The 22,404-nt window shown below is 53.3% G+C and carries 13 protein-coding genes; 8 read left to right on the top strand and 5 right to left on the bottom strand.

The window, feature by feature from the left end:
• Together AC0YNS_RS22000 and AC0YNS_RS21995 are read left to right on the top strand one after the other, a co-directional pair.
• Window positions 1-1,740 carry a glycosyltransferase family 2 protein gene (locus tag AC0YNS_RS22000; RefSeq protein WP_475783106.1) on the top strand — a complete coding sequence of 580 codons (1,740 nt, stop codon included), beginning with the start codon at window positions 1-3 and terminating at the stop codon, window positions 1,738-1,740.
• Between the two features lie 894 nt (window positions 1,741-2,634).
• On the top strand, window positions 2,635-7,347 hold the full coding sequence (locus AC0YNS_RS21995; protein ID WP_475783105.1) for a X2-like carbohydrate binding domain-containing protein: 4,713 nt from the start codon (window positions 2,635-2,637) through the stop codon (window positions 7,345-7,347).
• A gap of 556 nt (window positions 7,348-7,903) precedes the next feature.
• Here the strand turns inward: AC0YNS_RS21995 and AC0YNS_RS21990 are convergent.
• From AC0YNS_RS21990 to AC0YNS_RS21980, 3 genes are read right to left on the bottom strand one after another with little or no spacing between them, the layout of a single operon-like run.
• Window positions 7,904-9,547, bottom strand: coding sequence for a glycosyltransferase (locus AC0YNS_RS21990; RefSeq protein ID WP_475783104.1), 1,644 nt, complete (start codon window positions 9,545-9,547; stop codon window positions 7,904-7,906).
• Window positions 9,544-10,299 (bottom strand): glycosyltransferase family 2 protein, encoded by a 756-nt coding sequence (locus AC0YNS_RS21985; RefSeq protein WP_475783103.1) that lies wholly within the window; start codon window positions 10,297-10,299, stop codon window positions 9,544-9,546. The genes AC0YNS_RS21990 and AC0YNS_RS21985 overlap by 4 nt, the downstream gene beginning before the upstream one ends.
• The gene (locus tag AC0YNS_RS21980) at window positions 10,296-11,495 is read right to left on the bottom strand and encodes a tetratricopeptide repeat protein (protein WP_475783102.1); all 1,200 of its coding nucleotides are present in this window, start codon (window positions 11,493-11,495) and stop codon (window positions 10,296-10,298) included. Before AC0YNS_RS21980 ends, AC0YNS_RS21985 begins: the two co-directional genes overlap by 4 nt.
• A gap of 255 nt (window positions 11,496-11,750) precedes the next feature.
• On the opposite strand from AC0YNS_RS21980, the gene AC0YNS_RS21975 reads away from it, so the two are divergent.
• The 6 genes from AC0YNS_RS21975 to AC0YNS_RS21950 all read left to right on the top strand — a co-directional run bounded on the left by AC0YNS_RS21975 (window position 11,751) and on the right by AC0YNS_RS21950 (window position 19,632).
• Window positions 11,751-13,586 carry a sensor histidine kinase gene (locus tag AC0YNS_RS21975; protein WP_475783101.1) on the top strand — a complete coding sequence of 612 codons (1,836 nt, stop codon included), beginning with the start codon at window positions 11,751-11,753 and terminating at the stop codon, window positions 13,584-13,586.
• Window positions 13,561-14,598 carry a response regulator transcription factor gene (locus AC0YNS_RS21970; protein WP_475783100.1) on the top strand — a complete coding sequence of 346 codons (1,038 nt, stop codon included), beginning with the start codon at window positions 13,561-13,563 and terminating at the stop codon, window positions 14,596-14,598. The genes AC0YNS_RS21975 and AC0YNS_RS21970 overlap by 26 nt, the downstream gene beginning before the upstream one ends.
• Window positions 14,599-14,734: 136 nt before the next feature.
• On the top strand, window positions 14,735-16,441 hold the full coding sequence (locus AC0YNS_RS21965) for a sugar ABC transporter substrate-binding protein (RefSeq protein ID WP_475783099.1): 1,707 nt from the start codon (window positions 14,735-14,737) through the stop codon (window positions 16,439-16,441).
• A 71-nt stretch (window positions 16,442-16,512) separates the two neighbouring features.
• The gene (locus AC0YNS_RS21960) at window positions 16,513-17,418 is read left to right on the top strand and encodes an ABC transporter permease (protein ID WP_475783098.1); all 906 of its coding nucleotides are present in this window, start codon (window positions 16,513-16,515) and stop codon (window positions 17,416-17,418) included.
• Window positions 17,419-17,436: 18 nt separating this feature from the next.
• On the top strand, window positions 17,437-18,330 hold the full coding sequence (locus tag AC0YNS_RS21955) for a carbohydrate ABC transporter permease (RefSeq protein WP_475783097.1): 894 nt from the start codon (window positions 17,437-17,439) through the stop codon (window positions 18,328-18,330).
• 42 nt (window positions 18,331-18,372) lie between these two features.
• Entirely contained in the window at window positions 18,373-19,632 is a 1,260-nt protein-coding gene (locus AC0YNS_RS21950) for an MGH1-like glycoside hydrolase domain-containing protein (protein WP_475783096.1), read from the top strand.
• Between the two features lie 539 nt (window positions 19,633-20,171).
• Here the strand turns inward: AC0YNS_RS21950 and AC0YNS_RS21945 are convergent.
• A complete protein-coding gene (locus AC0YNS_RS21945) occupies window positions 20,172-20,705 on the bottom strand; it encodes a YceI family protein (RefSeq protein ID WP_475783095.1) in 534 nt (177 codons plus the stop codon).
• 113 nt (window positions 20,706-20,818) lie between these two features.
• Window positions 20,819-22,390 carry a glutamate synthase-related protein gene (locus tag AC0YNS_RS21940; RefSeq protein ID WP_475783094.1) on the bottom strand — a complete coding sequence of 524 codons (1,572 nt, stop codon included), beginning with the start codon at window positions 22,388-22,390 and terminating at the stop codon, window positions 20,819-20,821.
• Window positions 22,391-22,404: the final 14 nt, after the last annotated feature.

Genomic DNA, 22,404 nt, shown 5'->3' with positions numbered 1-22,404 from the left:
ATGATCGGGCAATGTGATGCGGTGAACGGGAGTGGGGGTGGCGGGAGGGTACTGCCCGTTTCCTTATGTATGATTGTGCGGAATGAGAGTCGGTTTCTAGCGGAGTGTTTGCGATCCGCAGCACCGTATGTTGCAGAAATAATCGTTGTAGATACCGGCTCCACGGACGATACAATTGCAATCGGCGAAGCTTTCGGTGCCAAAGTGATGCAGATGGCGTGGAAGGATGATTTTGCCTCAGCACGAAATCGTTCACTTGCCGCAGCGGGACAGCCGTGGATTCTGGTACTCGACGCCGATGAGCGGTTAGTGGTTGCCTCCGCGGAGAAGTGGGAGGCGCTGCTGGCCGATTCGTCCAAGTGGGGCTACTATGTTAAGCTGCACAGCTGGGTTGGGGGCAGCTCGGGTGCGGGTTCCGTGAGTGTCGTGACGGATGCGGTATGCAGGATTTTTCGCAATGATGAACGGGTTCATTTTCGCGGCATTATTCACGAAGAAGCGGCCTCGAGCATTATCGAACTTGGGGGCGAGGAGCGTATTGGACTTGCACCCGGCGTTGAAATTTGGCATGAAGGCTATCGGGATGAAATCATTGCGGAGCGCAGGAAATTTGCTCGGAATGGGCGGCTGCTTTCGCTTGCTTTAGCGAGTGAACCGAACGATCCGATTCTTCGTTATGCGGCGGGAACGGAGTTGTTTACAGCGGGCAGGTACAACGCGGCGTTGAAGTGGTTGGAACCGCTAGTGGATGCGGCGATCGTGCAGGACCAAGGTTACGGCTCAGATCTGCTGCTCAAAATCGTTCACGGCTGCAGAGCTGCAGGCCGATTGAATGATGCCGCTCGCTACGCCAAGGTTGGGGTGCTGCGTTACCCGGATTTTGCTGATATGCATACAGCCAGAGGCGAAGTGCTGCTTGACCTCGATGATGCAGAAGCGGCGCTAGGGTGTGCGGTTTCGGCGTCCATAGGTAAGGTTCCGGCTAATTATTCGACCGCTGAAGGTGCAGGGACATTTCGCTCGCGTTATATAGGGGGCGCTGCGCTGGAGCGGCTTTATCGGTTTGAAGAGGCAGCACAGGCGTATGTATCGGCGCTTGCGCATAAGCCGGATTACTGGCCGGCTTGGCAGCGGCTATTGCTGCTGGGACTGCTGCATGCCCCGATTCGGAGGCATTGGCGGCAAGCAGGAGAATGGTTACTGGAAGCCTCTTCAGGAAGCGGGTCGTCGTCTTGTGATGGGTATCCATCAGGTGAGATGGAAGCCATACTTAGTGATCTCGGTTTGAGCGAAAATGAGGGCGAGCCGATTTGGATACTCTTGCGCGGTATGCAATTGAATTCGAGTTCGGCTGCAGTCTCGACTATTGCAGTGATGAGGCCGCTGCTCAGAAGTGTCTGGTTAGCTCGGCAGGACGATGCGCTGGGTTTACTTGAGGCATGGGGCGGCCCGGCCGCAGTGATGGCGCGGTCGCCGGTGGCCGAGGCGCAGCGCTGCTTGGCCGCCGGTTGGACTGCCGCCTTGGGCGGAAGTTGGCGGACAGCAGCGGATGAGCTTTCCGCCGCGATTGGAGTCGCGGGCGCGCGCCCATGGCAATCGCGAGCAGCAGCAGCGGGGCTTGCCGCCGCTTTTGCCAAGCAGGCAAGGGCATATTGCGACGAGGGGCCGGAGCTGTTGCCCGAGCTTCAAAGCGAGAAGCTGCTGGAGCTGGTGCTCGGAACTACTGTGCTTGCAAACTAAAGTTGCTCCGCAGTCGCTCGGTAGCCATTCGGCAGATCCTCGCCAACCGCTCCCATTCACATCACTAACTTCTCTCCAACCTCCCGCCGCCATCCTACGAGGTGCTCCTTTAATGATGCAATAGCCTCTCCGCCAACCTATTCCTCTTACACGATCAACTTCTCCCCGGCCCCTCGTCACTCTAACGAACCGTGGAGGTCTTCTTTGGTAAAAATAGGCACCTCCAAAATTCTAACGAACCACAGAGGACTTATTTGACCGAATTATGCGTAAATGCACGGGTTTCGGTGCAAATAAGACCTGTAGGATTCGTTAGAATTTCGAATCGAGGTTATAAGAGCAAATAAGACCTCTACGATTCGTTAGAATCTATAGGGGACGTGAACTCTCGGATTCGTTAGAACCTTAAATCGAGCTTTTTGGAGCAATGCAATCTGTCCTACACATGTACCATCATCCTCGTCCGTCTCGTGAAACGCCAATCGGCGGGAATGGGACAGGCATAAGGATCGGAATGGCAAAATCATCATAACAACACCCAAAGAGGCCCTGTGGAGGACGATTTGTACCCCCATAATCGGGCAATTCGTACGGTTTTGGACGGAAGTGTACCTATCTCCGCCGTGAAAAGTTCTTATATAATCGGTCGTGTGGAAAGCGCTGTCATACATTTTATGCCGATAGTTACTTGCTGTTGGAAGCTTGGCAGCAGTAATTTTTTTATCGATAAATTGAAGCGCTTTCAGGTTAGCTGGTGCGGTTGTCGTCGTTCATGCAGATTGTCATATCGGGAGAAAGGGGGAATGGCAGCGTCCGCTCGCCGTACATAAACGCGGATGAATGCACTCGGTGCAGCAAGAGGCTATTTTCTAATGACAAAGGGGACTGAAGGAATTGAAAAACAAATCGCAGCGCCGAAGAAAAATCTGGCTGGGCCTTCTTTTGGCCATGATTGCCATCGCGCAGATTGGCTATGTGCCTCCGCACGCCAACGTGGCGGAAGCGGCCGACAACGGATTAGCGTTAAAGCCATACATGGGCTGGAGCAGCTACAGCATGCAAGTATATGACGGCCCGTCGGGAAATTGGGTTTCCGAGGCGAAAATCAAGCAAATGTCCGATGCGATGCGCGAGAAGCTGCAGGCGCACGGTTATAACTATATTAATATTGATGCCGGCTGGAACGGCAGCATGGACGAATACGGACGTCCTGTTCCGAGCACGACGCTCTATCCGGGAGGATTTGAGAATCTTGTCAAGTACGTTCATGCCAACGGACAGAAACTCGGGATTTACATGATTCCCGGCATCTCTCCGGCGGCCATCAATTCAACGACGCGGATTCCGGTTTATGGAACAACAGATTGTTTCGTTAACGATATTGCCGTAACGCCTCACACGACGGCGGACTACTGGAACATTGGCTACAAGATCGATTTCAGCAATCCGTGCGCGCAGAGATACGTCGATTCCGTCGCGGATCAGCTGGTTGCGTGGGGCGTGGACTTCGTGAAGTTCGACAGCGTTACGCCGGGCTCCGGCCATAACGACACGTCGATTGACTCGCGGGACGATGTCAAAGCGTGGTCCGAGGCGCTTAGCAAACGCCATATTTGGTTCGAGCTTTCATGGGCGCTCGATCATAACTACGTGGATTTCTGGAAGAAATACGCGAACGGCTGGCGCGTAGACTGGGATGTGGAATCCTACGACCGCGAAGTCGGCATGACGACGTGGGCCAACATTGCCCGCTTGTTCCCGGATGCCGCGCTGTGGTGGCGGGATGCAGGTCCGGGCGGCTGGAACGATTTTGACTCCCTCAATATTGGCAATGGACTGACATCGGGACTGACGAAGGATGAACGGCAGACGGCGATGACGCTGTGGGCTTCATCGTCGGCACAGCTCTATACCGGTGATGATTTAAGCAATCTGGATGATTACGGACTGGAGCTGCTGACGAACGACGAGGTTATCGCCGTCAATCAGGCGGGCCGTCCGGCGCATCCGGTATCCATGTCTTCCAATCAGCAGGTGTGGTATGCCAATAATGGCGACGGCACGTATACGGTCGCCTTGTACAACCTTGGCAACAAAGCAGCCGCGGTGAATGTGAATTGGAAGGATATCGGCCTCACCGGCACTGCTTCCGTCCGTGATCTGTGGGCACATAAGGATTTGGGCCAATTTGCGACGGGCTTTGGTTCGGGTACGCTCGAACCGCATGCTTCGCGATTGCTTAAGGTAACGGCGCAAGCCGGAACGTCGCTCGTCAACAATGACGATACGGGCATGCGTTATACGGGAACATGGACTCGCAATGGCGGCAAAGAGCTGGCAGGCGATGCGGAAGATCTATCCATCGCGGTAACCGATTCGACCTCATCTTCGACTCCGCATGTTACGCAGGATAGCAGCGACAACTCGCAGCCATCGGGTCAGGATCTTGGTATTGCGGCTGTATCGCATACGGTCATCATCAATGACAATGATCCGGCTATTTCCTACTCCAACAGGTGGGGCTACAGCAATAATAGAAACGGGCTGTCCGATTACATGAACGACGTGCACTACGGTGAACCCGATAACGGGAAGGAACCTGAATTCACATATAGCTTTAACGGCACCGGCATTGAGCTGTGGTCCGAGAAAGGCGGCAGCAACGGCAAGCTGGACGTATATATCGACAACGAAGCAGCCGTAACGGTGAATACCGAAGGCACGCCGCAGGCCGGCCAATACGTCGTCTTCAGCAAGACCGACTTGGCACCTGGCCCACATACCATTCGCGTCGTACGCAACGGTAGCGGCCAATATTACTTTATCCTTGATGCGCTGAAGGTTACGACGGATTCACTCCTTGATCAGCCGTCCGCATCCAGCTTCAGCAAGGACGTGCCTGCTGATATTACGGTTCATCTGCCGTATGGAGCAAGCTCGCTGACGGGCATCAAGAACGGAGCGGCATCGCTTGCGGCCAATACCGATTATTCGATTACCGGCAGCGACGTGACGATCAAGCAAAGCTATCTCATGCAGCAGCCTTCCGGCCAATCGACCGTGCTGAATTTCGGCTTTGCAGGAGGAGATACGCAATCCATATCGATTGCGGTTACAGGTACGTCGCTTAGCCCATTAGCCGCGACCTTTGATTTGAAAACATCGCTCCAAGCGAATGTCACGACGACACTGACGCTTGGCGGCGGCAACAGTCTAACCGCGATCAAGAACGGCTCGGCATCGTTGTCAGAGGGTACGGATTATACGATCGCAAATGGTCTCGTGACGATCAATAAATCCTATTTGCAGCAGCAGCCGGTCGGCGTGACGAACCTGACCTTTGAATTCAGCGCGAGCAGTCCGCAGACGCTGGCCATCAGCGTTACAAATTCAGCATCGCCGGAACGCTACGCGATGATCAACGACGACAACCCTAATATTAATTTTACGGGCTCGTGGAATCGCAGCACCGGTCGCCCGTTTGACGACTACAACAAAGACGTGCACTATCTCGAAACGAACGGCGGCTTCTTCACATACACGTTCAACGGCACAGGCATTTCGTACATTACCGAAGTCGATAAAGGCCAAGGCGATGTAGATATATATATCGATGGCGCATTCGACAAAACGGTCAGCACGTATGAAGCTAATGCAAGCAACAAGCCGCAGCAGGCCGTCTATACGGTCTCTGGTTTGACGCCCGGCATTCATACGCTGAAGGCGGTTAAGAAATCCGGTCAGTTCATGCTGCTCGATGCACTGAAAGTGCGTTTAACCGATCTAATCGATGTGTCCGCAGCCGATTACGATAAGAATCCCTCCTTGCAAGCCGACGTGAGTGTAAACGTGCTTGGCAGCATCGACAACCTCAAGGAAATCTCTAACGGCGCGTATACGCTCGTTAACGGCACGGATTATAGCATTTCAGGAAATAAAGTCACGATTAATAAGGCGTACTTGGCGGCTCAGCCGGTCGGTATGACAAAGCTGACGTTCACATTCATCGGAGACTATGCCAATGATGTGCACGTGACGGCAGAAAACAACGATTACTTCGAATATCAGTTCAAGGGCACAGGGGTCGAGCTGTTGTCTCCGACCGGGCCGGAGCAAGGCAACATGGGTATCTTTATTGACGGCGAACTGGTGCGGGCGGTGAGCGCGAATTCGCCAACCCGGAACGCGATGGTCAGCTTGTTCAGCATCTCGTCACTGACAGACGGCGTGCACAAGCTTAAAGTCGTCAAGAAGACAGGCGCGCTCATGCTTGTCGATGCGCTCAAAGTCAATGTCTCTGCAAATCCCGATTCGACAGGTCCGATCAATATCGGAGGGGGCGGCGGATACACAAATCCAAGCGCAATCGACATCGTGCATACGACGCTGCCTGACGGTTCAGTCAAGGACGAAGTGAAATTATCCGGCGACAACGCGAAGGCGTTAATTGACAAAACCAAAGCCGCAGGGGACAAATCTGTCATCGTCTCGGTTCCGGTATCGAAGGAAGTATCTTTAACGAGCATCACACTTCCGAAAGAGACGCTCGGTCAGCTCGCGGAGAGCGGACTTGACGTGAAATTGGAGGCGAATGGCGTAACGGTTCAAATTCCGAACGCGTCGCTGAAGGACTTCAAAGACGATGCTTATTTTAACCTCGTTCCCGTCAAAGCAGCGGATAAGGGCAAGGAGCTGGAGAAACGCGCAAATAGCGCGAAGGTCGTAATCGCGGCAGCCGGCGGCAGCCAGGTGACGATAATGGGTCATCCCGTTGAAATCGAGACGAATTTGCAAAATCGCGATGTAACGCTTGTCCTTCCAATCGAGGATGCAACCATCAGCGAATCGCAGCTGGAGCGGCTTGGTGTTTACATTGAGCACAGCGACGGCACTACAGAGTTCAAGCAAGGTACGCTGACGACGATTAACGGTGTCCGCAGCATTCAATTTACGACGAACAAGTTCAGTACGTTCGCGCTGATGAAGATCGCAGGCGATTCCCCTATCTTCGCACATGCGTTTTACGTGAAGGGCTACGACGGCGGTTTGTTCAAGCCGAACGGCAGCATCACCCGTGCAGAGCTGGCGACGATTCTGTCCCGCATCTCCACGCAATCCGAGACAGAGGGCAGCCGTACGTACGCTGACGTTAAGACCGGCTATTGGGCAGCCGACGCGATTGCAAAAGTGACGCGCATGGGATTAATGCACGGTTATGCGGATGGCAGCTTCAAGCCGGAGCAGCCGGTAACCCGTGCGGAGCTGGCTGCGATCACGGCGAGCTTCGCTCCGAAGGGCCAGCCTGCAGGAGCGGGATATTCCGATACGGCCGGCCACTGGGCTGAATCGGCTATCAAGATCGCTCAAAGCGCAGGTTATCTGAAAGGCTATACAGACGGTACGTTCCATCCGGGCAGCACGCTCACGCGCGCAGAAGCGGTAACGATCATGAACCGCGTGCTTGGCAGAGGCCCGCTTTACGGAATTGCGCATTCCCCATGGAAAGACGTTCCGGATAACCATTGGGCTGCCGGCGATATCGAGGAAGCTTCGGTCAACCATCAATATCAGCCAAGAACAGGCGGCGGCGAGCAGGCCGCGGAATAATTTACAGCTTGGCATAGGCAGGCGTTCATGCTGAACCGCCGAACGCTGATATAGGCATGAAATGAAAGGAAGCAGCCCGGATCAATCATCTGGGCTGCTTCCTTATGTCTATATCGAGGTGTATTACGCTCGGAATGGTTCATCGCAATCTTAACCAACTTGCGCCTGCAACACATCGTACTTCGGCGCTTGTAAGGTCACTGTCAAGACGCCTTGGTGGCTGGCAATCGCATCGCTAACCTTCCTCAGCCTCGCCTCTCACAACTCTAACGAACCGTGGGGGTCTTATTTCGTAGAAATAGGCGCTTCCAAAATTCTAACGAACCACAGAGGTCTTATTTGCCCCAGTTAAGCGGAAATGCACGGGTTTGGGAGTAAATAAGCCCTGTACGGTTCGTTAGAATTTAGAATCGAGGTTTTTGGTGTAAATAAGACCTCTACGGTTCGTTAGAGTATCATGTCTAGTTTTGTTGCTAGAGAAAGGGCAAGCGGGACGTTACGGTGATAATCGAGCTGTTCCCACAGTGTAATTCGCATCCCGGGGCAGAGCAGCCTTTCAGCTGCCGGCGTCCCGTCGTTCAAACTGTTCCTCCAACAACGAACCCCACCGCTGCTGCCACCGGCCGATATCGAAAGCGAATGCCGTGCGCCTTGCATCCGCGCCATACCGCTGTCTGAGTTCCTCATCAAGGAGAAGCTCGCGCACAGCGGCATACAGCGCATTCTCGGTTGGCGGGACAAGGCGTCCGTTGAAGCCATCGGTAATGAGATCATTGAGGCCGCCGACATTGGTTGCGACAATGGCAACGCCGCAGCTCATCGCCTCTAGGCAGGAGAGGGAGGTTCCCTCCGAATAGACGGTTGGTATAACGGCGACATCCGCAGCTCGGTAAGCATCCCGCACAGAAGAAAAAGCATAGGTGTGATGCACGATTCGATCGCGGTAAGGGTGACTCTTCAGCCAGGTGTAGAAAGCCAGCGCCACCGGCGTACCTTCCACAAGCTCGCCGGCAAACTCCACCGTCAGCATCGGCATCTCAGCCAGCAGTCGATCGGCAATGAGCATCATCGGCACGATGCCGCGCTCGTAGCTCAGCCGCCTCGGATAGAGTAGTCTAAGTCGCCCGCTAGAGACAAGCTCTGGCAAATTAATCAGGTGGATAGAAGCTTTAGCCGGATCGCTATTGTGCGCGACTATTTCGCCACTTACAACCGAATCACTAGCCACATCCAGCCCCACACTCGCCGCCACCCCGTCGTCACCTGCTGCATTCTCACTCGCTGCTACCACGTCATCGCCTGTTGCACTTGTTACGCAATTATCGCGTATATCAGAGGTATTACTCTCACCGAGATCTTCGCCAGCCAAGTCAAAACTTACAACTACGCTCGAGTATAAGTCCTCGCCCTCCGTAACCTGTACCTCTAACTCCTCATCTCGCGCTAATGCCCGCTCCTCTAATGTTCGCTCGCCATCCGCCTCCGTCACGATCCCCAGCCGCACTATTTCTACTGCCTCATTCTCCAGTCTGCCATTCTCGAGCCGATCGTCTACTAGTCCGCCGTCCACCAGCCGATTGTCCGCTAGTCCGTCATCCACGAGCTCGCCATCCACCAACCGATCCTCCTCTAGTCCATCATCCTCCAACTCGCCCCTCGGCGTGAACCACGCCGTATCCACTGCGTTGGGCAGCAGCACGAGCCGCTCCGCATCATCGTACGAGCAGCAGGAGCGGCAGTACGTCTGGAAATGTGAATCAACGGTCACGATGCGCTCCAAGCCGTTGACCGCCCGTTGAATCATAACGGCGACATCTGCTTTGACCACTTCGCTCATATCATGCCAATCCCAGCTGACGCCGTGACAAATCCCGATACTGCCCGGTACATACCGAATAGGATGCCACAGGCAGCTCCCGTAAATAATTAGCCCCTCAGCTTCAGCGGCCATCCGCTCGAACGCGCCGGCAATATCATTCAGCTCATAGGCAAAACCCCGCACGGTTACACCGTTATAGGTCGTATCGAAGCTGCGAAAATACGACAGCTGATACACAACGGCACGCCAGCCACGCGCCTGAATGACCCGGCATAAGTCGAAAATATACCGTTCCAAGCCACCTCCGAACGGCCTCGAATAAGCTTCGCCCTCTGAATAACCGTTCAAGTAGCTGTGCGTCAAAATCGTAACGGTCTTCAAATCCCACCACCTGCTTCCTCATCCTCCTGCCAGCGCACAAGGTGGGGGTGGGGATCGAGAATGGAGGCGTAATGCTCCAAGCTGCCCCACTTGCCGAGGGGGTCATTTTGCATATAGCGGTCGTATTTGGCCTTTCGCTGCGCCTCATCGCCTGCCCAGCCGTAATGCTTGACGCGAAGCTCGGATTGGAAGCCTGTCAGTGCGGCGCAAGAGATCGGCAGCCGCGGTACATGGTGATTCCAAGCCGGATAGAAGTAGGAGTAGAGCGGCAAGTAGCGGACAAGCATCATCGTATGCCGCTTATGCAGCTGCCATAACGGGTCGTCCCGATAGTAGGCGAGCGAGCCCCAGAAATCATACATGCGAAAAGCAACCCAGTCATACCGATCCTGGTCAATAAGTGCTCGGATCCGCGTCTTAGCCTTCTGTTCGAAGAATTCATCCGCATCGATAGACAGCAGCCAGTCCGGCTCTGTCCGCAAGGCCGCTTCCCATAACAGTTGGCGAAGCCGCGCCTCCTGCCCGAACAGCGGCTCCTCCAGCCGCACCAGCAGTTTCACCTTAGGGAAGGAGCCGCAAATATCCGGCGTCCCGTCATCACTCGCGTCATCGACAATGACGATTTCATCGACAAAGCCGGACAAGTCGGCCAATGCGGCCTCCAGATAACGACCGGCCTCATTACGCACCTGCATCATAGCCGTCAGCTTATTGCCGCTTGCCTTCCGAAGCGGCCGAGGTGCATCGCTCACGCATATTCCCCCTCTGCCAGCTGATGTGCTTTGTAGTCGACTGCGGCCAGCGCAGCGACGGCTTTCAGCGGGTCCATGCCTGTCATGGCGGCTTGCAGCATCGCATGCACGGCAGCATGGCGCTCACCTTGCAGCGCCAGAACTTTCCCCTCAATCTGCAAACGTTTCAAACGACTCTGTACATTATCCGTCCGCAAAGTCTCCAGAAGAGGCAAAGCCGCATCAGGCCGCCCGCTCAGCAAATAAACCTCAACTAACAGCTCCGCTGCGCGTCTTCGCACATCGGCATCCGACTCAGCATTGCCAACAAGCGGCTCGAGGAGTTCAGCGGCATGCCGGTAATCGTCATTCAGCCGATAGAGCAACGCTGAGGCGAGTTCATTGCGACCTGCGGCCAGTAATCCAACTAACTCCGAGAAGGCGTCACGCTCATGATCGGTTACCACACTGATCCCATACGTATCAATTGCAGCTGACAGCCGCCCTTGCAGCAGCCTTATGGCAGATAAGAAGCGAAAATAAGTCGAAATCGCCCCGGAATCACCCGTGAAGATCGCCCGCTCGAACGCCGCCTTACCCAACTGCTCGGCCTTATCGGTGTCACCAAGCAAATAGTAATAAACCGTTTGAAAAAAAGACTGCATGGCCGATGGCAGCAGCAGCTTCAACTGCTCCTCGCGAAAATCACATCGGCGCAGCAGCTGCAGCCTTGCCAGCGAAGCAACCCCCTTCCCGCTGATCGCATCGCTTACGGCTGCCGTGGCAATCCCGTCCGCCGCCGTGTCGATGCCATCCTGCATGAAGACGCGGCCGCGCCGAAACCACTGCTCGAAGTAGAACGGCTCCGAGCCGGCCACGACAAGCGCAGCCGACGCGCACAAGTCGTCGCGACAGTGCAAATAAGCTTCATCCCCTTGCTCAAGCTCAGCGGGGAGAAGCATGACCAGAGCTTCCGGCTGCCTGCCGGCAATCTCATAAATCCAGCAGGGATGGGAAACAACAGCCGCCGTACTTGCCCACGGAATAGCAACAAGTGCCTCGGGTGCGATAGCGCGATAGCCTTCCGGGGCACCTGCCATTGCGGCTGCCGATGCTACAACGTAGACAGTCCGCCCGCGGCCGGCTGACTCGATCATTGCACGATAAGGGAAGTCCTCCCATGCACAATGCGGGAACAACACAATGGTATCTGCCATTTCAGCTCATCCCACCGTTTGAGCGGCACTGCCGCAGGGGCAGCGCGCAGACTTTTGACTCATCCCTCATTGTATGGGTAGGGGCCGATGAACATTCCATTTATGCCCAGTCGCTGTAGCTTGAATTATTATAGCGCTTTCATAGATTATCGATTATATTCAAATTCTAATCGTTCCTCGTTCATTGATTTCATCGACTTATCTCGCGATCTGCGACTGCGACGGCGACAGCCATTGCTTATTGGAGGGTTACTTATGAAGCGCTTGAAGCCTGTTTCACTTCAGAAGAAGCTGCTTTTCATTATGATTTTTCTCTATTTTCCGCTGCCGATTCTCGGCTGGATCTGGTATGAACGGACCTACGAGGTGATTGAGAGCAATGCGGTAGATTCCAGTATCCAGATGGTGAACCAGGTCAATCTGCATTTGGAGACGTATTTCACGGAAGTGCAGCGGACGATGCTGCCCATGCTGGCGAGTGATTTGACAGGGGCATTTCTCAACAATCAGGATGATGACCCCATTAAGCGTTATGAGCTTTCTTATCGAATCGAGAAGGAGCTGTTTGCCAAGATCGTCATGAATCGGCAGGATATTCAGGGGATCTCGCTCATCTCTGACAGGATTAAAGCGACCTCAAGCTCAAGCTTCATGCTTGCGGAGCAGCGGTATTCGCTCTATCTCAAACGGCTGAAGTCTCCGGGGAAATTCCGAATCATGGGCTTCGAAGGGACACCGAGCACAAGGGTCGTGGCAATGGCGATGAAATTTAATCCGCCGCAAAGCACGATGAAGCAAGGGATGCTCATCGTGGACCTTAAGCGCGATGAGATGGTGCATATCATTCAGCAGGTGCAGCTTGGGCGGACAGGGTTTGTATGGGTGGCGGATTCCGCCAATCAAGTCATCTATCATCCGCAGGATGACCAGCTGTCGCAGGTTGTCCCGGCTAACTATCTAAAGGAGATGGGTACGAAGCAAAGCGGCACCTTTACGATGAATACGGATCAAGGCAAGAAGCTAGTCGTGTTTATTCGTTCAGATCGCACCGATTTGACCTTGATCTCAGAGGTGCTGCTGTCGGAGCTCAATCAATCGATCGTCACCGTAAGCCGAATTTCAATTGCAGTGCTGGTCCTGCTATTCCTGTTGTCGATGCTGGCTGCCAGCGGGGTGGTCTACTCCATTACCAAGTCCTTGGTGAAGCTGCTGCAGCTCATGAAGAGCGCAGAAATGGGCGATTTCACCGCGAAAGCTCCGAGTGAAGGCGGAGGGCATGAGATTGGGAGCTTGTACCGCGGATTTAACAAAATGGTCGAGGAGATCAAGCGGCTCATCGAAATCGTGCATGTGTCCGAGCTTCGGGAGAAAGAGCTTGAAGTGAAGCAGAAGGAGTCGCTGCTGCATGCGATGCAGGCGCAGATTAATCCTCATTTTCTATATAACACCTTGGAGTTTATTAACTCCAACGCCATCGTGGAAGGGAACGAGAAAATTAGCAATATGATTGTCTCCTTGGGAGATATGTTCCGCTACAATGTACAGAATCCGAACGGCGGCGTGTTTCTGGCAGATGAATTACAGCATATCGAAGCTTATCTGGCGATTCAATCCGAGCGTTATCCAACGTTTACGTATCGGATCGATGTCGACCGTTCGCTAGCTGCTTCAATTCCGGCCGTGCGTTCGACGCTCCAGCCAATTGTGGAGAACTGCTTCAAACATGGCTATGAACGTCATAAACTCCGTCCCGGCGCAATTCGAATTGCGGGCAGCATCGTCGATGACAACCGATTCGTGCTGGAAATCACAGATACCGGACATGGCATGCCGCCTGAAACGATGGAACGTTACAATACAGTCTTCCAGCAAAATGAAACCGACGCAGCGAGTCGCTTCAGCCCGCAACCGGGCTCGCTGTCAATTGGATTGCATAATGTGCATTCACGCACGCGGATGCTCTTCGGAGATCCGTATGGCCTGTATATTGCAGCCTCGGATGAGAACGGAACTACGATTCAATTGGTGCTGCCGCTTCATGCCCAATCAAAGGAGGACAAGACCGATGAGCTACCGCATCTTGCTGGTTGATGATGAACCGATGATCAAGCTGAGCATGCGCAAAATAGTAACCGATACACATCCCGATTTCGTCATCGTGGGGGAAGCGATGGACGGTCAAGAAGCGCTGGAAATGGCGGAGAGGGAACAGCCGCATGTCATTATTACCGATATCAGCATGCCCGTCATGGGCGGGCTGGAGCTGATTCGCGCCATACACGAGAAGGGCTGGAAGCCGGAGATCGTGATCCTATCCGGTTATGGGGAGTTTGATTATGCGCGGGAAGCGCTGCGTTATGGCGTAGCTGATTATATTTTGAAGCCGATTCGCGTCTCCGCCGTTAAGGAACTGATGCTGGGCCTTTACGAGAAGCACCGGAAGAAAATCGAGTGCTGCCACACGAAGAGCGACCTCATGTTTCAATGCCTGCAAGTATCCGGAGAGCTGTTCGAGCTGATTTGGAAGGCGGACGAGCCCGGCGTGAAAGCGGCAGCTGATGGGGTTGTACGGATGATTCTGAGCTACGAGCTGCCGGATGAGCAGAAGAAAGAGAGTTTGCTCGACACGGCTGCCGCCATTCGGCATCATTCGGAAGAACGGGGAACACCGCTTGCCTTTGAACTTGTGTGGAGAGAGCAGCTCTCTGAGATGATTCAGCATTTTCACGACATGCTTCTTCATGGGCTGGGTCAAGTAAGAGGCAGTCGAAATTGGGGGAAACACTCCGCCATTTACGATGCAATTGCCGTTATTCAAGCTCGTTACGCCGATCCGCAGTTCAAGCTGGATGAGCTGCTCTCGGTGCTGAATATATCGGTCACGCATTTCTATAACATGTTCAAGCAGGAGACAGGCAAGTCGTTCATCACCTACTTGATTGAATACCGGATTGAGCAAGCCAAGAGGCTGCTGAGTCAGCAGAAACAGCTCAAAACCTACGAGGTCGGCGAGCGGGTGGGGTATCCGGATTACCCGCATTTCACCAAGCTGTTCAAGAAGGTTGTCGGTGTCACGCCAAGCGAATATCGGAAGCTCGTGTAAACGCTGTCATCCCAGTGATGAATAACACATACTCGTGAAGATATGTACATCCTCAATTCCATTCATGTCCCCTAGTATAAGTCATGTAAGCATTACGTCTCGAGCGAAACACTATCACTGTTAGGGGGATGAAAGGATGAAGTTTAGAAAAAGTACGGCTATGGTATTAGGCTCGGTGCTTCTAACCGGAGGGCTGCTGGCGGGCTGTTCGGACAACGCTAAGGATGCGAACACGAACGACGAATCGACAGGCGCAGCAACAAACACGCAGCAGAATACAGAGACAGATGCAGCGGCTGCACCGAAGGTTAATGCGTTCGGCTGGACGGTTCCCGAGAAGACGATTACGATCGATTACTATTCCGCAGACAAAGACAATCCCGATAAAGCGGCGAAGAAGCTGGTTGCGATTCATGATTACCTCCTCGAGAATTTCAACGTTGACGTGAAGAAAACGCAATATGATGTCGATGGCAAAGAGAAGCTGAACCTGATGCTGGCTTCCAGCGATTATCCCGGCGTCATGTCATCCATTGACAGCGAGTCGCTGGACAAATGGCGTTCCCAAGGCAAGCTGATTGACTTAGCTCCTCTGGTAGACAAGTACGGCCCGAACATCAAGAAAGAACTCGGTGCCAAATATAACTCCTATCTGGACAAGGATGGCAAGCTTTGGGGCGTGCCAAGAGGCTGGGGCTACTTGCCGATTCCGGACTTTAGTGCTCATATTCGCTGGGATTGGTATCAAGCGATGGGCTCGCCGAAGATCGAGACGCCGGATGATTACTACAATGTGCTGAAGCAAATGGTGGCCGAACATCCGAAGAACGCGCAGGGCGAGAAAACGTACGCGATTTCCTGGAACGATCAAGTGGGCATCAACAACGTCATGGGCATCTGGGGCTTGAAGGATGGCTACAAGGATGATGCAAGCCACAACCTGACGCACTGGCTGAATACGTCGGAAGGTCTTGATGCGGTGAAATATTACAATCGCTTCTTCCGCGAAGGGTTGATGGATCCAGACAGCTTCTTGAACAAATTCGATGACTGGAAACTGAAGTTCTCGAACGAACGTATCCTGGGCCATATCGGAACTTGGTGGCAGTCGTGGAATGCCGGCCATGAGGTATGGAAGACGACGATGCAGGGCTGGACGGATGAGCAGCGCTACGTGCAAATCAGCTTGAAAGCACCGGAGGCCGAAGCCGCATACTTGTCGCCTAAAGATACAACGGGTTGGAACTATACGGTCATTACAGATAAAGAAGAGCATCCGGAAGACATTATCAAATTCCTTGATTTTGAAATGACGCCGATCGGCACGCGTTTATTGGGCTGGGGCATTCCGAACTTACCGGAGTCGGTGTGGAATTATGAAGAAGGCGGCAAATGGTCCTTCAACGAGGAGCACAAGAAGGAGCTGTTTGCGGGCACGCTTGATTTTGAGAAGGAAGATGAGCTTACGGGCTGGAATCAAATTTGGCTGGCTCATCCGCAAGGACTCATGAGCGACGACAATAAGAGCACCGCTTGGTACGATCAGAACTTCAACATGGAAGACAAGTGGAAAGCGCTGATGAACACGAACCTGAAGGATACGATTTATGACAATACCGCAAGACGCGTCGTCTTCTCGGTCGATAATCCGCTTACCATCGTCAATCAGCAGATTGAAGATTTGATCAAAACCGGGTTTGCCAAGGCGGTTATGAGCAAAACCGAGCAGGATGCGGTTAACGCCTTCAACGATATGCGCGATAAAGCAGAGAAGCTAGGCCTGAAGGATATTGAAGCCTTCCGTACCAAGGAGTATCAGAGCAATTTGGCTAAAATGCAGTAACGACGCGCAAAGCGGGGGAATCGTTCCTGTTCGGGGCGGTTCCCTTTCTCATAGGAAATGGAGGCTCAAGTATGACACAGCTGTGGAAAAGAGTGCGGCGTGAACGGCAAATTTGGCTGCTCTGTATTCCGATGATCGCATGGGTGCTTACGTTCTCGTATTACCCGATGTATGGACTGCTCATCTCCTTTCAGAATTATATCCCCGGACATTCCATGTTCTCCAATTGGATCGGGCTGGACAATTTCGTTCGCTTCTTCAATGAACCGGATTTTCTGCAAATCATGCGCAACACGCTCGTAATCAGCTTCTTAAACTTAATCGTTGGTTTTCCCGCTCCGATTATTCTCGCGCTGCTGCTGAACGAATTGAGAGGCCGTTATTTTAAAAAGACCATTCAATCGCTGTCGTACATTCCTTACTTTATCTCGTGGGTGGTGGTGGCTAACATCCTCATCACGCTGCTGGGAAGCGACGGGATTCTGAACGATATATTGATCAGGCTTGGCTTCATTGACGGACCGATCGGATTTCTGACAGAGGGCAAATACTTCTGGACGATCCTTGTTAGCAGCAACGTGTGGAAGGACATGGGCTTCTCCGCCATTATTTACTTGTCCGCTATTGCGGGGATTGATAAGGAGCAGTACGAAGCAGGCCGGGTAGACGGGCTGGGGCGCTTCGGTCTTGTGCGTCATATTACGCTGCCGGGCATCCGCTCTACAGCCGTACTTCTGCTCATCCTCGCGATTGGCGGCATTCTGAATGCCGGCTTCGAGCAGCAGCTCTTGATCGGCAATCCGCTCACGCAGGATCATTACGAGGTTATTGATACGTATGTGTATCGCTTCGGCGTTCAGCTCGGGAATTACTCCTACGGAACAGCCGTCGGGTTGATGAAGAGCGGAATCGGTCTTATTCTCGTCATCGTGGCGAACCGTCTGTCCAAGCGCTACATGCAATCATCTATTTTCTAGGAAGGAGGACTGCCTGCGATGGAAACCTCTTATATCAAGAACTCTTTTGCAAGCCGGGTGGCGGATGTCCTTATTGTTGCCGCTCTGCTGCTGCTGGCTTTTATCGTTGTCTATCCGTTCATCAATCTGCTGGCTTTGTCCTTTAATGACGGCAAGGATGCGGCGCGCGGCGGCATTTATTTCTTCCCGCGCAAGTTCTCATTCTCCGCCTATAGCATGCTGTTCGAGAATGAGAAGCTGCTGAAAGGGCTCGGCTGGTCCGTTCTGCGTGTCGTGGTCGGCACGGGAACCTGCTTATTCGTTACGGGGCTCTTGTCTTACATCATCAGCATTCGGACGTTCTCGGGCCGCAAGTTTATGCGCATTCTGTTCTTCATGACGATGTACTTCAGCGGCGGCATCATCCCGACTTATATTCTGATGAACCAGCTCCATCTGACGAATACGTTCCAGGTGTACTGGATTCCGGGGATTATTAATGCGTACTTCATGCTGCTCATGGCTTCTTATATCTCCGACCTGCCGGAAGCGCTGTTCGAATCGGCGCGGATTGACGGAGCAGGGGAACTGCGCATCTATTGGCGCATTGTCATTCCTGTAGCGATGCCCGTATTCGCCGCTGTGTCTATCTATGGAGCAGTGGGGCACTGGAACTCATGGTTCGATGTCATTCTGTATAACTTTAACGGCAAATTCGATACGCTCCAGGTGTACCTTCGTAGGCTGCTTCTGGAAGTCGAGGCCACGCAGCAAATTCGCGATCAACAGCTACTGCTGCATAAGTTTCAGGGCTTATCTCCGCAGACGCTGCGTGCGGCGACAACTGTCCTCGTGACGGTGCCGATTCTGTGCGTGTATCCGTTTTTGCAGAAGTATTTTATCGGTGGGATTACGTTAGGTTCGGTTAAATAGATTCGGTTGCTTTGAGATAAGGGAGGTTAAGGAGTGAGTCCGATGTCCGTATTAAGTCCGTTTAAGCTGACTTCTTCATCTGCTGGGCTTCAGGCTGCTGCGCGCTGGGCGACGGAGCAGGCGCTGGCTTATGCGTCGGCAAGTGATCCGGTTGGGCCGTGGTATGAAGCCGCACTGCCGGGGCGTCAGGCATTCTGCATGCGCGATGTGGCGCATATGAGTGCAGGGGCGGCCGTGCTTGGATTAGGCGCACATACGAAGAATATGCTGCTGAAGTTTGCGGAGAACATTAGCGAATCCAAGGATTGGTGTACGTATTGGGAAATCACGAAGGACGGGCTTCCATGCCCGGATGATTATACGAATGATGAAGACTTCTGGTATAACCTGCCCGCAAACTTCGATGTGATTGACTGCTGCTATCGGCAATATTTGTGGAGCGGCGATCGCGACTACTTGAACGATGAACGCTTCCTTCACTTCTATGAGCGGAGCTTGGATGAGTACGTGCAGCGCTGGGATCGCGATGGCGACGGCATTCCCGACCATGTGAGGGGGGAAGGTCGGCGCGGTATTGCGTCTTATGTGGAGGATTCGCTTACTCCGAAGGTGGGAGGCGACCTGGTAGCGGCGCAATATGGCGCTTATGCCGCCTATAGTGCGATTGCTTCACTGCGCGGGGAGTTTGATAAAGCGGCACATTATATGGCTTTGGCGGAGCGGCTGCAGCGTAAGTTTGATGCAGAGTGGTGGAGTGAGGCGGAGCAGCGGTTCAGTGCGGCTATTTTGCAGGATGGTCGCTTCCATACGAGCTATTACTTGTCGGCGCAATACATGCCTGTATACTTTGGACTGATCTTGTCTGGTGAGAAACGGCGGCTGGCGGTGCAGGATATCATTCGCAACGGTGTCTCCAATGTGGAGGAGATGTCGCATTTGGCAGACATCTATTATGCCACGGGTGAGAAAGAAGAGGCCTATCGGGCTATTCTTACGCTGTGTGACGAAGGGATGGAGCGCAGGGAGTACCCGGAGGTGTCGTATTCGGTTATCGGGAATATGGTCACGGGGATGCTGGGCGTCCGTCCATATGCCGACCAACAGCTGATCGAGATTACACCGCAGCTGCCGGATGGGGTGGACTGGGTAAGAGCAGAAGGGATCGCGATGCTGAGCAATACGCTGCTTGTTGAAGTTCGGGATGGCCGCATTACGGTGGTTAATCAACAGGGGCCGGTTATCCATGTGCGCATTGGCGATAAGCGGGTTTCGCTAGAAGAGCGGGAAGAATTCTGCGTCTGACGACGAAGATGCTTCGTGCTGGCAGCCATGCGGTGATATGGTTCTTCTGCTTAGGTGGCGCGTGCGAGATTGTTGCAGGAAATGCAACAAATTGGCCGTAACGAGAGAAAAGAGTAATGCCAGTTGCTTATTCCTGCTGCTTAGGCGGGAGGTGCGAAGATCGCACAAGGGTAACCTCTGCTGCCATCTGCTGCTTAGGCGGGGCTTCGGAGCGAGCGAGAGTGCATGATTGTTGCATAAAGTGCAACAATTTGGCCGTCATGAGGGTACTGGGGAGCTAATGTTGCAGGAAATGCAACATTTCTGAGCAGAAGAGCGCTATATGAGCGTATTAGAACGAAAATGTTGCACTTTGTGCATCATCTACTAGAATAAGCTCGATAAACCCCGGAAATGTTGCAGAAAACGTAACATTTCTTGTGGCCCTGCAGTGGCCCTGCAGTGGCCCTGCTACTTAGGCGAGGGGATGCGTGTGAAGCAAACCAAAAAAAGATGGCACAAGGGTAACCCCCTGCTGCCATCTTTTTGTTTAAGTGCGATTAAGCTTGTTTGGAAGCTTCGATTTCGATCGTGAATTTCACTTCGTCGCCGATTAGAACGCCGCCTGTTTCAAGCGCTGCGTTGTAAGTGAGGCCGAATTCGCTGCGTTTGATAGCGCCTTTACCGCTGAAGCCAACTTTCTCGTTGCCCCATGGATCTTTGCCGCTGCCTTCGTAAGTAACGGTGAATGTTTCTGTACGAGTCAAGCCGTGCAAAGTTAGATCGCCAGTCACGTCGTATTCGCCATCATCCGTTTTGCTGATCGATGTCGATTTGAAGGATAGTGTTGGGTACTGCTCGATATCGAAGAAATCGCCTGTGCGAAGGTGGTTATCACGATCGGCATTGCGAGTGTCGATGCTGCTAAGCGCGACATTAAATTCGATGTTCGCCGTAGTCAGATCCGCTGGATCCGCTTCGATGGAGGCATTAAATTCGTGAAACGTACCTTTAACTTTAGCAATCATCATATGTCTGATTGTGAAATCAACACTACTGTGGCTTGCATCAACGACCCATTTGGACAAAGACATGAATTGACCTCCTAAATTTACTTACAATTAATAATAAACTAAATATTATATAGTAAGTTTAATCGGGAAATAAGGTCTTTGTCAATACGAATGTCAGAAAAATCCTTCATGCATTATTGTGGCTCCGGATAAGGGAACAGATCGGCAATTCGAGTAGTTTGGCCGCTTTCGGTCGTGAATACGACATGCTCTCGCCGCAGCCCGCGCGGACTGTCGAGACCGCATGCCGCAGACAGCGAGAACAATCCCTCCCGCAGCTGCAAAATATAATTCATCACCCGCCACTGCTTCTCCTCAGGCGCGAGTGCGGCTTGGTACTTGGCATCGGTTGTCGTGATGCCGGTCGGGCATTTGCCGGTGTGGCATTGCATCGCCATGATGCAGCCGTTAGCCATCATGAAACCGCGCGCCGAATTGACGCAGTCTGCTCCAAGCGCGAGGGCAATCGCTACTTTGTCCGGCGTGATCAGCTTGCCTGAGGCAAAGATGCGGATGCGCTCGCGAACGCCGAATTTACGGGCCGTGTCGTCCAGAATGATAAGCGCCGCATATAGCGGCAGCCCCATGCCGTCAGCCATCGCCTTGAACGTAGCGCCGGACCCTCCCTCGGAGCCGTCCACCGTGATGAAGTCAGGATAGATGTTCAGCGCAAGCATCGCCGAGAATAACGGCTCGAGCCGCTGCGGGTCCCCGACGACGATCTTAATGCCGACGGGTTTGCCGCCGGCCTCTTGCAAGGATCCGATGAAACGGAGTGCTTCTTCCGGACCTGTCAGCATTTCGAAACGATTGGGCGAATTGACGGTTTTGCCGACAGGGACAAGTCTTGCTGCCGCTACCGCTTCTGTTACTTTGGAGCCTTCCAGATGTCCGCCGCGGATCTTGGCTCCCTGATGGAATTTAAGCTCGAACGCTTTAATGTTCGGATTCTCTGCTTTGTGCTTGAACGCTTCAATCGAGAATTTGCCTTGATCGTCACGGAAACCAAACATACCGGGACCGATCTGGGAAACGACGTCTACACCGGTTGCCAGGTGAACGCCTGCAACGCCGCCTTCGCCTGTATTGATCCATGACCCGCCGGCCATAGCTGCGCCGCTGCCTGTCGATTGGATATAGTTCTCGCCCACAGCGCCGAAGGAAGTAGCGGACGCGCCGAACATGCCTTTAAGCCGCCATGGCTGAGGGCGATCTTGACCGACAATAATGACATCGTCGTCAGCGAGGAGCCAGCGTTTGACGCTTTCGTCGACCGTTCGTTCTTTGCGCGTAAATAAACCTTCATCGGTGATGACGTATTTTCGGCCGGGCACAAGCTGAAGGTTGTCGACCTTAAGCTCGCTCGTCAGCTTAGGAAACATGGCATTGGAAATGTAAAAGCCCGGCTTCTCATAGTCGCGCCGGCCGCCGAAGGAGATGAGATCCGTGCGGTATTTGGCCGCATACACGATGCCGACGAAATCAGCCCGCGAGAACGGCCTTCCTTCTGTATCATTGTCGAACCAATATTGTCGGAACTCCGGACCCAGCTTCTCCAGCAAATAGCGGACCCAGCCGAGAAAAGGATGCGATCGGATAATGGAATGCTTGGGCCGCTTGGAGAGGATGTACATATAGCTGAAGAACCCGAGCAGCGGCAGTGCGACAAGCAAGAATACGGCGGAAATTAGAATCGTGGATATCATCTCGGACTCCCCCA

This window comes from Paenibacillus sp. J22FR21 (genome assembly GCF_056269135.1).
Note: the sequence above shows the minus strand (reverse complement) of the source record. Positions and strands in the feature narration are given on the sequence as shown.

Coding starts and splice junctions, on each gene's coding strand:
- AC0YNS_RS21950 (WP_475783096.1), top strand. CDS start 18,373: ATGTCCGTATTAAGTCCGTTTAAGCTGACTTCTTCATCTGCTGGGCTT.
- AC0YNS_RS21980 (WP_475783102.1), bottom strand. CDS start 11,495: ATGGCAGATACCATTGTGTTGTTCCCGCATTGTGCATGGGAGGACTTC.
- AC0YNS_RS21970 (WP_475783100.1), top strand. CDS start 13,561: ATGAGCTACCGCATCTTGCTGGTTGATGATGAACCGATGATCAAGCTG.
- AC0YNS_RS21965 (WP_475783099.1), top strand. CDS start 14,735: ATGAAGTTTAGAAAAAGTACGGCTATGGTATTAGGCTCGGTGCTTCTA.
- AC0YNS_RS22000 (WP_475783106.1), top strand. CDS start 1: ATGATCGGGCAATGTGATGCGGTGAACGGGAGTGGGGGTGGCGGGAGG.
- AC0YNS_RS21940 (WP_475783094.1), bottom strand. CDS start 22,390: ATGATATCCACGATTCTAATTTCCGCCGTATTCTTGCTTGTCGCACTG.
- AC0YNS_RS21955 (WP_475783097.1), top strand. CDS start 17,437: ATGGAAACCTCTTATATCAAGAACTCTTTTGCAAGCCGGGTGGCGGAT.
- AC0YNS_RS21945 (WP_475783095.1), bottom strand. CDS start 20,705: ATGTCTTTGTCCAAATGGGTCGTTGATGCAAGCCACAGTAGTGTTGAT.
- AC0YNS_RS21960 (WP_475783098.1), top strand. CDS start 16,513: ATGACACAGCTGTGGAAAAGAGTGCGGCGTGAACGGCAAATTTGGCTG.
- AC0YNS_RS21975 (WP_475783101.1), top strand. CDS start 11,751: ATGAAGCGCTTGAAGCCTGTTTCACTTCAGAAGAAGCTGCTTTTCATT.